General features: G+C 55.0%; 8 protein-coding genes. 5 read left to right on the top strand and 3 right to left on the bottom strand.

The window, feature by feature from the left end:
* Nucleotides 1-9: 9 nt before the first annotated feature.
* A complete protein-coding gene (locus IGS16_RS06930; protein WP_297084495.1) occupies nucleotides 10-600 on the bottom strand; it encodes a L,D-transpeptidase family protein in 591 nt (196 codons plus the stop codon).
* A gap of 610 nt (nucleotides 601-1,210) precedes the next feature.
* Nucleotides 1,211-4,894 (bottom strand): PAS domain S-box protein, encoded by a 3,684-nt coding sequence (locus IGS16_RS06925; protein WP_297084493.1) that lies wholly within the window; start codon nucleotides 4,892-4,894, stop codon nucleotides 1,211-1,213.
* Nucleotides 4,895-5,366: 472 nt separating this feature from the next.
* Here IGS16_RS06925 and IGS16_RS06920 point away from each other — a divergent pair, with 472 nt between their 5' ends.
* The 4 genes from IGS16_RS06920 (at nucleotide 5,367) to gshA (ending at nucleotide 11,705) form a co-directional block, all read left to right on the top strand.
* A complete protein-coding gene (locus IGS16_RS06920; RefSeq protein WP_277775236.1) occupies nucleotides 5,367-6,236 on the top strand; it encodes a polyphosphate kinase 2 family protein in 870 nt (289 codons plus the stop codon).
* A gap of 8 nt (nucleotides 6,237-6,244) precedes the next feature.
* Nucleotides 6,245-9,151 (top strand): DNA polymerase I, encoded by a 2,907-nt coding sequence (polA, locus tag IGS16_RS06915; protein WP_297084489.1) that lies wholly within the window; start codon nucleotides 6,245-6,247, stop codon nucleotides 9,149-9,151.
* Nucleotides 9,152-9,221: 70 nt separating this feature from the next.
* On the top strand, nucleotides 9,222-10,400 hold the full coding sequence (locus IGS16_RS06910) for a family 10 glycosylhydrolase (protein ID WP_297084487.1): 1,179 nt from the start codon (nucleotides 9,222-9,224) through the stop codon (nucleotides 10,398-10,400).
* Nucleotides 10,401-10,514: 114 nt separating this feature from the next.
* On the top strand, nucleotides 10,515-11,705 hold the full coding sequence (gene gshA / locus IGS16_RS06905) for a glutamate--cysteine ligase (RefSeq protein WP_297084486.1): 1,191 nt from the start codon (nucleotides 10,515-10,517) through the stop codon (nucleotides 11,703-11,705).
* A gap of 36 nt (nucleotides 11,706-11,741) precedes the next feature.
* On the opposite strand, the gene IGS16_RS06900 is transcribed toward gshA, so the two are convergent.
* Entirely contained in the window at nucleotides 11,742-12,623 is an 882-nt protein-coding gene (locus tag IGS16_RS06900) for an ABC transporter ATP-binding protein (protein WP_297084484.1), read from the bottom strand.
* A gap of 696 nt (nucleotides 12,624-13,319) precedes the next feature.
* On the opposite strand from IGS16_RS06900, the gene aroF reads away from it, so the two are divergent.
* Nucleotides 13,320-14,180: a 3-deoxy-7-phosphoheptulonate synthase gene (gene aroF, locus IGS16_RS06895; protein ID WP_297084483.1), complete on the top strand. Its 861-nt coding sequence runs from the start codon at nucleotides 13,320-13,322 to the stop codon at nucleotides 14,178-14,180.
* Nucleotides 14,181-14,262: the final 82 nt, after the last annotated feature.

Below are 14,262 nucleotides of genomic sequence, written 5' to 3'. Positions count from 1 at the left end.
GATGGCGGATTACGGCTCTACGCGCACGGGCGTTCCCACTTCTACTAGGGCATAGAGCGCTAGCACGTCTTCGTTTCGCAGCCGGACGCAGCCGTTGGATGCCGCCTGCCCGATGGAGGAAACCGTCGGCGTGCCGTGGAAACCGATCACGCCGTTGGGCAGTTCTGCAAAGCCGATCCAGCGTAAGCCCAGGGCACTGTCTGCTCCTGGCTGGCGAATTTCGCCTGTCCAGGGGTTCTGCCAGGTCGGGTCTTCGATCATTTCAAAAATGGTGAACTCGCCCGTTGGCGTGGGAGTGCTGGGCTTGCCAACCGCAACCGGAAAGCTGCCTAACATGGTGTCGTATTGATAGGCAAACACGCGCCGCTGGCTGATGCTGAGGACGAGATGGGTCGCTTTGGTGCGGGGTGCGGGCGTGAACTGCTCCACATCCCACAGCGGCGGTAGCTCCGGCAGCGTCGTGTTGTAATAAATCGGCAGGGGAGCAGTGGGAATCGCTTGACCGGAGGTCGGGCCACTGGTGGAAACGGGATAGGCTTCAGCGGCGGGATGGCTGGCAGCAGGAGAGGAAAGGAGGGCGATCGCCCCCAGCACCAGCACTCCAATTAAACTTCTCGCCCTGCTTGACCCATTCCAGTGGAGTCTGTCCCGTCCGAACCGCAAGCTTGTTTGCTTAGTTATGTGCCCAGTCAATCGCAGGTTTTGCGGCAAGTTTTGTAATAAACTCGACTGATCCCGATTCACAATTTGCTCCTCTTCCACACGCTAAAGCTCTCTTTCAAACTATCTTGCCCAGTCGAAAGATAGCAAACGATAGCAAACTGCGAACTTGGGATTTTTACTGCACCTTTTGCAGGTAAATTTTTTACGGCTGCTGCTAAGAAGAGTCAGATACAGCGTTTTTGAAGCTAGTGAGGCACACGGATGGTTAATAAGTCCTTGCCTCGTGAGGGCAGCATGTGCCTCACCCCGCAAGAAAATGCTGTACAGCATTTCTGTATATCTCACTAGCCGCAAAAATGCCGTACCAAGATGCGCGAGGGGGTCGTAAATTTATCACCTCATATCAATTCTCGAAAACAGCGCTACAGATTCAATCGCTTTCAATCGATGCAAGCCTTTCAGCCTCCCAGATTAGCAATCTAAAGTTGCCAGTCCAAGGTCTGGGAGCAACATTCAAGATTTAGAACTGCTCCGCTGATTCGCCTGTTCAGTTTGACTGAGCGTTGGCTGCCTGTTTCACAGGAATCTTAATCACAAACTCTGCCCCGTTGCCCGGTTCCGAGTGGCACTCTAGCGTTCCGCTGTGGCGCTCGGTCACAATCTGGTAGCTGATCGATAGCCCCATGCCCGTGCCCTTGCCAACGGCCTTGGTGGTAAAGAACGGGTCGAATAGCCGCTGCCGAACGGCTGCGGGAATGCCAGAACCATTGTCAGAAATGCGGATAAACACCCACTGCCCGTTGAGCAAATCGGTGCGAATCTTGATGCTGGGTTTACGTTTTTTGTCCTGAAATGGGCTGTTGGGCTGGGCCATCGCCTCTTCAAGCGCATCGATGGCATTGCTGAGAATGTTCATAAACACCTGATTGAGCTGTCCTGCATAGCACTCAACGTGGGGCAAATTGCCGTATTCCTTGAGGATGCAGATTTCGGGGCGATCGCTCTTGCCCTTGAGCCGATTTTGCAAAATCATCAGCGTGCTGTCGATGCCGTCGTGAATGTCTACGGATTTGAACTCGGCTTCGTCCATGCGGGAAAAGGTTCGCAGCGACGCGACGATTTTTTGAATGCGCTCTGCCCCAACGCGGATAGAGGCAATGAGTTTGGGCAAATCTTCCAACACAAAGGGCAAGTCGATGGCCTCAGCCTCGTCCTGAATTTCGGGATGGGGGGTGGGATAGTGCTTCTGATACAGGTCTAGCAGCCCCAGCAAGTCTTGCGTATAGCCGCTGGCATGAGACAGGTTGCCGTAGATAAAGTTCACGGGGTTGTTAATTTCATGGGCTACGCCGGCCACCAGTTGCCCCAGGCTGGACATTTTTTCGGCTTGAATCATCTGCGACTGGGTGCGCTGAAGCTGTTGCAGCGCGTCCTGGAGTTCTTCGCTGCGCTGGCGGAGGGTGGCTTCGGAGCGCTCTAGCTCTAGCTGAGCCTGCTTGCGCTCGGTGATGTTGCTCATGGTTCCTACTATGCGAGATACGGCTCCTTCTGCGTTACACAGTGGAACGCCACGGTCTTCTACGTAGATATATTGACCATTTTCTTGAAGGAATCGGTATTCTGCGAAGAAGAGCTGCTTCTGACGCACGGATTCTTTGAATAGCGCTGTAGCCCACATACGGTCTTCGGGGTGGATGCGTTGCTCCCAGGCTGCAATATCCACATGCTGAAATTCCTCTGGTGTGTTGCCGGTCATCTGGGCGATCGCCCCCGCCCAGCGAATTTCCCTCGTGCTGAAGTCATAGTCGTAAATGAGCTGCCCAGTTTGCTCAGCCACCAGGCGGAATCGCTCCTCGCTCTCTCGCAGCGCCGCCTCGGCCTGACGAAACTCACGGATGTCGCGCATTACCGTAGATAGGTAATCGACCTGCCCTTCGGCGTTTTTGTGGGCAATAATCAGTTGCGAAACGGGAATCTCTTCCTGGTTATGAGCCAGGACAGCCGTTTCGCCAATCCACACGCCCTTCTCAACAGCAGTAGGAATCCCCTCTTGCAGAATGCGCTCTATGGCCCAAGCAGGATGAAAGCTCGCGATGAAGTAATCAGTCAGGGGGGCATTGGGCGCGATGCCAGCCAGTTGACGACCAGCCCGATTCATGTAGAAGGGCTTTCCATCGGGAGTGGTCGTGCCGATCAAGTCGGGGCTGGCTTCCAGAATTTCTATTAGGCGCGATCGCTCCTGTTCTGCTTGCTTTTGTGCCGTAATGTCCTTAGCAGTTCCTGTCGTGCCCAAGATATACCCGTCCTCATCGCGTAGCGCTACTGCACTAAACAAAAGCGTCACGAATTGCCCATCCTTTGCGATATAGCGAGACTCATAATTCAACACCGAAGACCCCATCAGCGTTGCCTGGAACGCAGCCAAGTGAGCCTGATGCTGATTAGGTTCCAAGAAATCAGTGAAGGGCCGACCCATCATCTCCTCTGGCAGATAGCCCAAAATTTGTCTGGCAGCAGTATTGACAAACGTAAAACGACCCTGGCGATCGCACGACCAGATCAAATCCTGCGATGTTTCCACCAACCGACGATAGCGATTTTCACTTTCTCGTAAAGCGTTCTCTGCTAGTCGCCACTGAGTAACTTCAACAGTTGTTCCTACCAAGCGATAAATTTGACCCACCGCATTTCGCAGCGGCGAAAGAGTCGTCAAAAAATACCGCTGCCTGCTATCTGCTGCGGGAATCGTTTCATAGTAAGAAATCGGAACCCCACCTTCTACACAGGTTCTAAACTGTGACTCAAAAAGTTGTCCCATTTCAGAACCGAAGGCTTCTACGGTCGTCTTGTTGAGAAACACTGACTTGTCGGCGATTCCAAACATTCGCATTGCCGATGAATTGGCATCCACATAGCGATACTGACCGTCATCTCCCAAATCTGAGACGAAGATTCCTTGATTTGCACCTTCGTAAATGCTTCGCAAAAATTCTTCCTTTTGTCGAAGCTCTGCTGTCTGTGCTGCAACTTGTTGCTCAAGTTCTCTCTTGCTTTGCTGTAGAATCTGCTCTGTCCTATAGCGGCTGGTAATATCTCGAATCGTACCAATTACACAAAAACGTCCCTCAGCATCTTGAAAACGATTCTTGCGAGTCGAAAGAAAACGCACCTCCCCGCTCGGAAGTGTCAGTTCCTCTTCATTAATATTCTCTTCACCCGTCTCCAAAACTTGTCGATCTTTTTTCCAAAAGATCTCAACCTGTTCTTTCGGGAAAAACTCATCGTCGGTTTTTCCTAGAATCTCTTCTCGGGCAATCTGAGTAAACTCGCAAAAAGCATGGTTGACTAAGACATAGCGATGTGCATCATCCTTGACAAAAATTGGGTCGCTAGAGCCATTAATCACACGATTCAAAAACTGCTGAGATGACTTTATGCTGGCGCTAGCGTATTTTTGCTCTGTAATATCGCGAGCAACTAAAACAATGTATGAGCGACCGCTAGCATCTTGAAATCGCGTTTTATGATCTTGATAGTCGCGAATTTCTCCGGTAGGTAGCGTGGCTTGCAGTTCAACAATTGAGGGGATTCCTGTAGCTAGCACCTGCTCATCAGTTCGTCGTATGTGATCCGCTTGTTCTGCTGACAGAATATCGTAGTCAGTTTTGTTGAGCAGTTCTTCCTGACTCATGCCGACCTGTTTGCAGAGGGCATCGTTGACCAGCACGTAGCGAAATTCCTCGTCCTTAACCAAGACTCCATCAGGAATCTTATTGATTAGATTTTGAAAGAACTGCCTTGAATCTTGGAGTTGCTGAGCAAGTTTGCGATTTTCAGTAATATCAATCACCCTTGAGATGATACCGACAACCTCATTTTCTGAGTTCAACAAGGGCGAGTGAAACCATTCGCAGTAAATTCGATTTCCAGCTTGGGTCAGGTTTTCATGGGTGCAGCGGCTGCTAGTTTTCTGAGTCAGCAGTTGATGGATGATGTTTTGTAGGGTTGTAAGTTGATCACTAGGCACGATTAGCTCATAGGCGCTGTGTCCAATCGCTTCCTCAGCCGTAAATCCAAAAATTTGCTCCGCAGTGGTATTCCAAGTAACAACCTCTAGTTGGGGAGTCCACTCAATGACCGCGAGAGGACTGTGGTCGATTAGGAGGGCTAACTTTTGTGCTGGATCTAGGCTAGTGATGGGGTTTCTCAGATGTGCGGCGGCTGGCTGCATAGGTTGGGCTGGATACAGGGCGTGTTGTCCGAATGTTCCATGTCCAGAATTCCCAGGACGAACGTTACAGTCAACATAGAAATGGCTGATATTCAGCACTTTGCTGGCTGAGTTTTTGATGAAATTCAGCTATTTTTCGGTTGTTTTTTGCGCGAGTTTGGGGGGCAAGGGTAGGAACTGGGGCGATCGCTCCCCTTACAGCATTTTCTTGCGGAGTGAGGCACGCGCTGCCCTGACGAAGCGAGGGCTGCTTGACCATCCCCCTCCCTCACTGGCTTTACAAACGCTGTATTACAGGCTGACCAATTTCGGATAAAGAATGCAACAAAGCTGTAAGCCTTCAGGTCAAACTGGGGCGCTGCCTGTATAATTTCAGGACTCGTCAGATCAAGACGGGTGATTGGAAAATGGCTGGAGCGATCGCCCCTAGTTCATGCTGTTTTCTAGTTTTTTAGCCGACTTTTATCAAGCCATGAATCACGATCCCTTTCTTGTTAAACCCGGTTCAAAAGTTTCTTTGAAAAAAGACTATGACCCTGGCTATACCGGAGACTATACTGACAAAGCCGCGGCGCAGGAAAAGCTGAAAAAAGGTGTAGAGCGGCTGGCAAAATATCAGGATGTCCTTTACGCCCAAAATATCTATGCGCTGCTGCTGATCTTTCAAGCTATGGATGCGGCGGGCAAAGACAGCACAATCAAACACGTCATGTCGGGGGTCAATCCCCAGGGTTGCCAGGTCTACAGCTTTAAAGCACCGTCGGATGAGGAACTCGACCACGACTACCTGTGGCGATCCTTCAAGGCGCTGCCAGAGCGGGGACGGATCGGCATCTTCAATCGATCGCACTACGAAGAAGTGCTGGTAGTGCGGGTGCATCCCGAAATTTTGCAAAAGCAGCAGTTGCCCAAATCGGCCCTCACGAAAAATATTTGGAAGCAGCGGTTTGAGGAGATTAATAACTTTGAAAAATATCTGGTGAACAACGGCATTATTGTCCTCAAGTTTTTCCTAAATGTGTCCAAAGAAGAGCAGAAAAAGCGATTTCTGGAACGCATCGAGCGACCAGAGAAAAACTGGAAATTCTCTGCGGCGGATGTGAAGGAGCGGGGGCTTTGGAACGACTATATGCGGGCCTACGAGGAGATGTTTTCCCACACCAGCACCGAACACGCGCCCTGGTACATTATTCCTGCGGATCACAAGTGGTTTACGCGGCTGGCGGTGGCAGAGATTATTGGCGATCGCCTCTCACAACTCGATCTGCACTACCCCGTGCCCACAGACGTTCACATGAAAGATCTGCTAGAAGCTAAAAAGATTCTCGACGCAGAAGAGTAACCCACCCCATGCCCACGCTCCTCCTGGTTGACGGCCACTCCCTCGCCTTCCGCTCCTACTACGCCCATGCCAAAAACCGCGACGGCGGGCTGCGAACCAAAACGGGCATTCCCACCAGCGTTTCCTTCGGGTTTATGAAGGCGCTGCTGGACACAATGGAGCAGGAAAAGCCGGACTATGTGGCGATCGCCTTTGACCCCGGCGAGCCGACCTATCGCCACGAAGCCGACCAGACCTACAAAGAAGGACGGCCCGACGCGCCAGAAGATTTTCTGCCCGATTTGTCCAACTTGCAGGAACTCTTGCAGGCGCTAAAGCTGCCCGTCATCGCGGTTCCGGGCTACGAAGCCGACGACGTAATCGGTACCCTCAGCCGCAAGGCCGTGGCCGACGGGTTTCGGGTGAAGGTGCTGACGGGCGATCGCGACCTGTTTCAGCTCATCGACGACGAGCAGTTGACCGTCCTCTACCTCAGCACCACCTTCGGCAAAGGCACACCCCCGCCCCGCGAGTTCGGCCCGCAGCAAGTGAAAGACAAAATGGGCATTACGCCGCAGCAGGTGGTCGATTACAAAGCCCTCTGCGGCGACGCTTCCGACAACATTCCTGGGGTCAAGGGCATCGGTGACAAAACCGCCGTCTCTCTGCTGACCGACTTTGGCTCCCTCGCAGAAATCTATAGCCACCTCGACGACCCCCGCATCAAAAGCGCCGTCCGCAAAAAGCTAGAAGAGGGCCGCGATGCTGCCCTGCATTCGCAATACCTGGCGCAAATTCACCTGGACGTGCCCCTCGCCCTCCGCCCCGAAGACTGCAAACTGCAAGCCTTCGACGATGCCGATGTCGTCCCGCTTCTAGAAAAGCTCGAATTCCGCTCCTTCCTCAACCGCCTGCAAAAGCTCCACAGCCAGTTTTCTGGTGATGGCGCGACCCAGCAGCCTAGTGCCCCAAACGCCGCCCCAGCGCTCCAGCACTCCAGCACCCCAGCCCCCTCCGAAGACGACGATCTCTGGTTCTTTAGCGCCGAAGACACTGCCACCTTCCAGGGCTACGCCACCACGCCCGTTCAGCCGCAAATCATCGACACGCCCGACAAGCTCAGCGCCCTGGTGAACACGCTGCAAACCTGCACTGACCCCGCCGCGCCCGTCGCCTGGGACACGGAAACGACCGCCCTGGAACCCCGCGATGCTGTGCTGGTGGGCATTGGCTGCTGCTGGGGGCCGGGCGAGGCGGACGTGGCCTACATTCCCACCGGGCACGCCCAGGGGACAAATCTGGATGTGGCAATAGTGCTAGAGGCGCTGCGCCCGATTTTGGAGAGTGCAGACTATCCCAAAGCCCTGCAAAATGCCAAGTTCGATCGGCTGGTTCTGCGCTGTCAGGGCATTCACCTAGCGGGTGTGGTGTTTGACACGATGCTGGCTAGCTACGTGCTGAACCCCGAAGGCAGCCATAATCTGACCGATCTGGGGCGCAAGTATCTGAATCTGAACGCTCAGAGCTACGATGACCTAGTGCCCAAGGGCAAAACCATTGCCGATGTCTCCATTCCCAAGGTCGCCAACTATTGCGGCACGGATGTCTATTCTGTGTTTCACCTCGTCCCCCAACTGCGGGCAGAACTGGCACAAATTCCCCGGCAGACGGAACTGCTGGAAACGGTGGAGCAGCCGCTCGAACCCGTGCTGGCAGAGATGGAATACACGGGCGTTCGCATTGACCAAGACTATCTCAAGGCGTTTTCCAAAGCCCTGGAGCAAGACCTGAAGCGAATCGAGGAGCAGGCCTACGAAGCAGCGGGGCAAACCTTTAACCTGGGTTCGCCCAAGCAACTGAGCGTGCTGCTGTTTGACACGCTGGGGCTGGACAAGCGCAAGTCCAAAAAGCGGGCCACAGGCTACTCTACGGATGCGTCTACGCTGGAAAAGCTCCAGGGCGACCATCCGGTGGTGGATTTAATCCAAGAGCATCGCACCCTGTCGAAGCTGAAATCGACCTATGTAGACGCGCTGCCCAGTCTGGTGCGCCCTGACACACAGCGGGTGCATACCGACTTTAACCAGACGGTGACCGCAACGGGTCGGCTGTCGTCGTCGAATCCTAACTTGCAAAATATCCCGATTCGCACCGAGTTTAGCCGCCAGATTCGCAAGGCGTTTATTCCGGCAGAGGGCTGGCTGCTGGTGGCGGCCGACTATTCGCAGATTGAACTCCGCATCCTGGCGCACTTGAGCGGTGAGCCGATTCTGATTGAAACCTACCAGAACAATGGCGATGTGCATACTGTCACCGCCCAACTGCTGTTTGAAAAAGAGGACATCACACCGGACGAACGGCGGATGGCCAAGACGATTAACTTTGGCGTGATTTACGGCATGGGGGCACAGCGGTTTGCGCGAGAGTCGGGCTTTAGCCAGGCCCAGGCAAAGACGTTTATCGATCGCTTCTATGAACGCTACTCTCGTGTGTTCGGCTATTTGCAACAGATGCAGCAAGAGGCGATCGCCCGTGGGTATGTGGAAACCATCCTCGGTCGCCGCCGCTATTTCAACTTTGGCAGCGAGAGCCTGAAGGCATTGCGAGGACAAAACCCCAGCGATATCGACATCAATAAAATTCGCCTGCGCGACCAGTACGACGCACAGTTGCTCCGCGCTGCCGCCAACGCACCCATCCAGGGGTCTAGCGCTGACATCATCAAGCTCGCCATGATCCGGCTGCACAACCTGCTAACGGATCGTCGGGCCAACCTGCTGCTGCAAGTGCATGATGAACTGGTGTTTGAAGTGCATCCCGACGAGTGGGACGACTTGCAGCCGCAAATCCGCGCCGCGATGGAGTCTGCCGTTGACCTGAAAGTGCCGCTCAAAGTGGAGATGCACGCCGGACAAAACTGGATGGAGGCGAAGTAAATCTGCGGTAGGATTCTGCAAGATTTTTCCAATTCACCCACCCCATCCACGACTTAAAGAGATTGCACTAATGGGCAACGGCTGGAAACACTGGCAACGGCGATATCGAGCAGCTTTGGCAGGGGCGATCGCCCTTCTGGGAATCACCACCTCCGCCCAGGCAAACCCCACCAGTCATCTCAGACCTGTTGAACTGCGCGGGGTTTGGCTTACCAATATCGACAGCGAGGTGCTGTTTTCCAGCCGCAACCTTGTTGTAGGGCTGCGTCGCCTGTCTCGCCTGCATTTCAACACGGTTTATCCCACCGTCTGGAACGGTGGCTACACCCTCTATCCCAGCCCCACTGCCCAGGCGACCTTCGGGATTGCCCTCGATCCCTATCCTGGCTTGCAGGGGCGCGACATGCTGGGCGAGGTCGTCGTCGAAGGTCGTCGGCTGGGCATGGCGGTGATTCCCTGGTTTGAGTTTGGGCTGATGGCTCCGGCGGGGTCTGAACTGGCGGCCCAGCATCCCGACTGGTTGACCCAGCGGCAAGACGGCACGCAGGTTTGGATGCAGGGCAACGAACCCCGCGTCTGGCTCAATGCCGCCCATCCCGGCGTGCAGGACTTTATGGTGAATCTGCTGTCGGAAGTGGTGGAGCGCTATCGCGTAGACGGCATTCAGCTAGACGACCACTTTGGGATGCCCGTGGAAATGGGCTATGACCCCTACACCGTGGCGCTCTATCGGGCAGAACACAACGGCGCAGACCCGCCTGCCGACCCCGAAGACCCCGACTGGGTGCGCTGGCGAGCCAACCATATTACTCGCCTGTTTCGCCGCATCGTGGCCGAGGTGAAGGCGCGAAACCCCGACGCGATTATTTCTCTGTCGCCCAATCCCCGCGAGTTTGCCTACGAGCGCTACTTGCAAGACTGGGGCACTTGGGAGCGGCGCGGCTTGATTGATGAGCTAATCGTGCAGGTCTATCGCAATGATCTAGGGCGCTTCGAGATGGAGCTAGACCGACCAGATGTGCAGGTGGCGCGGGAGTATCTGCCCGTCAGTATTGGCATCCTGGCGGGGCTGAGGGGGCGCATCACGCCGATTCGCCTGATTCAGCGGCAGGTGAGGGAAACGCGCGATCGCCACTATGCTGGGGTGGCCTTTTTCTTTTATGAAACTCTGGGCGATCGCGACGAGGACTTTCAGCGCCTCTTCCCCTTTCCTGCCCGTCGCCCCATCCCGCCAGATTTGGGATTTTGAGGATTAGCGGCGGTAGGGCTTACTCCGAAAACCCTGGGCTGATTCTCCAACCCCGAACCCCAAACCCCTAAACTGAGGAAAGTACGCAAGAACATTACGCTGGGAGCAGACCCGATGCTGTCGAAGGGCTTTGAAATCGAGATGTACACCGGCACGCCCCAGGGCGACATTGTGGGATTCTCTGACAAGATTGTGGCTGCCCTAGACGGGTTTATGCGAGAACCAGACACGCGCAACGTGGAATACACCACGCCGCCGCTGCATCGCTACGAGCGGCTGCTATGTGAGCTGGTTCGTCCTCGGCTGCGGCTGCGATCGTTTCTCAAGCGGCTGGGCAACTACACGCTGATTCCTGGCAGCACCCTAGCCCTGGGCGGCAGCGACCAGTTTCACCGATCTGATCCAGCTAACCCCTACCACAGCTTTATCGAGCGTACCTACGGCACAACGGTTGTCACGGCTAGTGTGCATATCAACGTGGGGATTGCTGATCCAGAGGTGCTGATGCGGGCCTGTCGCCTGATTCGCGCCGAGGCTCCGCTGTTTCTGGCGCTGAGTGCTGCTTCCCCATTTCTAGACGGACAGCCGACGGGCAACCACTCTAGCCGCTGGCGCGTGTTCCCCAAAACGCCCCGCGAAGTGCCCCTGTTTGAAAGCCACGCCCACTATATCCGCTGGACGGATGAGCAGCTTAAGCTGGGCACCATGCAAAACGTGCGCCACCTGTGGAGTTCGGTGCGGCCGAATGGCGATCGCCGTCCCTATTGCCTCAACCGACTAGAACTCCGCATTTGCGATTTGGTGAGCGACCCGGTGGCGCTGCTGGCAATTTGCGCCCTGCTAGAAGCCCGGATTCTTCAGGTCATGGAAAATCCTGACCTCGACCCGCTGGTGCAAAGCGAACTTCCCAGCGCGACGCGGGCCGACGATTTGGTAGAGTTGACCGATGCTAATGAAAATGCCGCCGCCCAGAGCAGCCTGGATGCAGAACTGCGGCACTGGAAAGACGGCCGGGTGCTGCGGGCACGGGATTGGGTGAGCCTGTTGCTAGAAGAAACGCTGCCTACGGCCAAGCAACACGGCTTTGGCTGTTTCCTCCAGCCGGCCCATAAAATTTTGCGGGACGGGAACGAGGCTCAGCGCTGGCTGCGGCTGATTGACCAGGGGTGGGATGCCCGTCAGGTGATGACACAAGCCATCCGCGACACAGAGGCCGTAGAAATGGCGCTGGCGGAGGATTTGTGTGAACCAGGCGTAGATCTCAGCGTGCCAGAGGATGAGCCGTGTTTGGCACTGGTTCCCTAAGAAATACGCTTCCCGAAGGGGGCACCCCGCCGCATACTAGTCCAAGTTGCGCCCAGTTAGCTCCACAAAGATATCCTCCAGATTGGACGGGCGCACCATCATCCCAGCTTTGTGAGGCTGTGCCTCAAAGAAGGCCTGGGCCTCGTCCATCGTGGGGAAGAACTTGTAATCCCAGCGATCGCCCGCTTGCTTCATCACCAATCCTTCTCCGTGCTGGCGGCGCAGTTCCTCCAGCGTGCCCAGGGCGATCAGCTTGCCACCGTCCAGAATGCCAATGTGGTTCGGCACGGCGTAGCTGCCAAAGCTGGAACTACAGAGATATTCCACCTCTTCCATGTAGTGCGTCGTCAGCAAAATCGTCATGCCCTGCTGGTTTAGCCCTTTGATGATTTCCCAGAGGCGGCGACGGGTCTGCGGATCGAGTCCGACGGTCGGCTCGTCCAAGAACAAAATGCGCGGCTCGTGCAGCAGGGCACGGGCGATTTGCAAACGTCGCTTCATGCCGCCAGAGAGCGTTTTCACCAAGTCATTGCGGCGATCGCTCAGTTCCACATACTCCAGCCAGCGGTCAATTTCTCGCTGGCGGCGGGGATTGGGAATATGGTGCATCCGCCCGTGAAACTCCATGTTTTCCCACACGGTCAGATCTATGTCCACGCTCATCTGTTGCAGCACCACGCCAATTTGCCGCTTTACCAGCACGGGCTGCTGCGCTACGTCATAGCCTGCCACTTCGATGCGTCCGCTCGTGATTCGCGTCAGCGTGGTCAACATGCGAATTGTAGTGGACTTGCCCGCGCCGTTGGGCCCCAGCAGCCCAAAGATTTCCCCCGGCTGAATCGTAAAAGACAGGTCGTTGACCACAGGCGTATTGCCGTAGACCTTGGTGACGTGTTGAAGGGCGATCGCCGCTGTCATAGTTCAGGGTTGGAAGTTGAAGATTGGAGTTTGGGCAGGAAACATGATGCGCGTCAGCGTTTCTTTACATCTTTACATAAGGTAACATCCCTAGCAGCCTCAAATCCTGGCTATAAAACCCTGACAATTTGGCAAAATTTCTCAGGCTGGGGGTTGACGAGGTTTTGCAAACTTCGTTACAGTTAGCGGTAAGTTGAAATGAGTTCAACTTGCAAGCATCTCGTTTTCAAACATCTTGCGCTGAGCAACCTGTTTCTACAGCTATCAGGCTTTGTTATGTCGATTCAAGTCCGCTACTTTTACTTTTGGTTTAGCAAGGTTCACCTGGGGTGAGTCCAGCTTGACCTGGAACCTTGGGTGAACCGCAGAGCGCAACCTCTGCGGTTTTTGCATTTTAAGCGGTCTTTCTTAAGCAGCTAGTCTCCCATTGCATCCCCAACTTACGTTCAAACCCATGAGCCATACGCCCCGCTACTTTTACTTTTACTTTTTTGGGACCAGGGAACGCCCCGGGTAAGTTGGTCATGCGCGATTATGCGACCATGCGACCCGGGGCCTCTAGAGGTTCCGGGTTTTTGTTTTGGACTTTAGATTTTGGGGTTTGGATTTTAGATTTTAGGTTTTGGATTTTAGTTCGCTCCCATTTACGGTCTAGTTCTCTTCTCATCTTTTACGTCTAACCAGGAGATTCTTCCCATGCAAAAAGCAAAGCTGACCCTTAAGACCGAACCCAGCCACAGTAGCGTCATTCAGATTTCCGACCAGGTTTCGGCGGGCGGGTCAGAACTGCTCCTCATCGGCGGGCCCTGTTCCGTCGAAAGCCGCGCCCAGATGGATGCCGTCGCCAGTCGCCTTTCGGTGGCGGGCGTGCAGGCGCTGCGGGGCGGGGTCTACAAGCCGCGCACGTCGCCCTACGATTTCCAGGGCATGGGACGCGAAGGGCTAGAAATTTTGGCGGCAGTGCGCGATCGCACGGGAATGCCCGTCGTTACCGAAGTCATGGCGGTTTCTCAGATCGAAGAAATTGCCGCCTACGCCGATGTGCTGCAAGTGGGCAGCCGCAATATGCAAAACTTTGACCTGCTGAAGGCGCTGGGTCAGGTAGACAAGCCAATTTTGCTGAAGCGGGGTCTGGCCGCCACAATCGAAGAATTTGTCATGGCCGCAGAGTACATCCTGGCGCACGGCAATGAGAAAGTGATGCTGTGCGAACGGGGCATTCGTAGCTTCGACACCTACACGCGCAACGTGCTGGATCTGGGGGCAGTCGTGGCGCTGAAGCAAATCACCCACCTGCCCGTGATCGTAGACCCCAGCCACGCCGCCGGAAAACGCGAACTGGTGCCGAATCTCGCTTTGGCGGCGATCGCTGCTGGAGCCGACGGGTTGATTATCGAGTGCCACCCCGACCCCGAAAAATCTGTCTCCGATGCGCGGCAGGCCCTCTCGCTAGACGACATGGTGGCAATTGTGGAGAAGGTGAGGGCGATCGCCCCCGTCGTCGGCCGCACCCTTCCCCCCGTTCAGGAGCCGCTGCCGCAAGTTGTCGTTGCGTAGTCAGAAAAAGAGGGAAGAACGAAGAGAGAAGAACGAAGAGGGAAGAACGAAGAGGGAAGAACGAAGAGGGAAGAACGAAGAG

It is taken from the genome of Thermoleptolyngbya sp. C42_A2020_037 (assembly GCF_015272455.1).
Lineage (GTDB): Bacteria > Cyanobacteriota > Cyanobacteriia > Elainellales > Elainellaceae > Thermoleptolyngbya.
The sequence above is the reverse complement of the archived record's forward strand: the minus strand, read 5'-3'. Positions and strand labels throughout refer to the sequence as shown.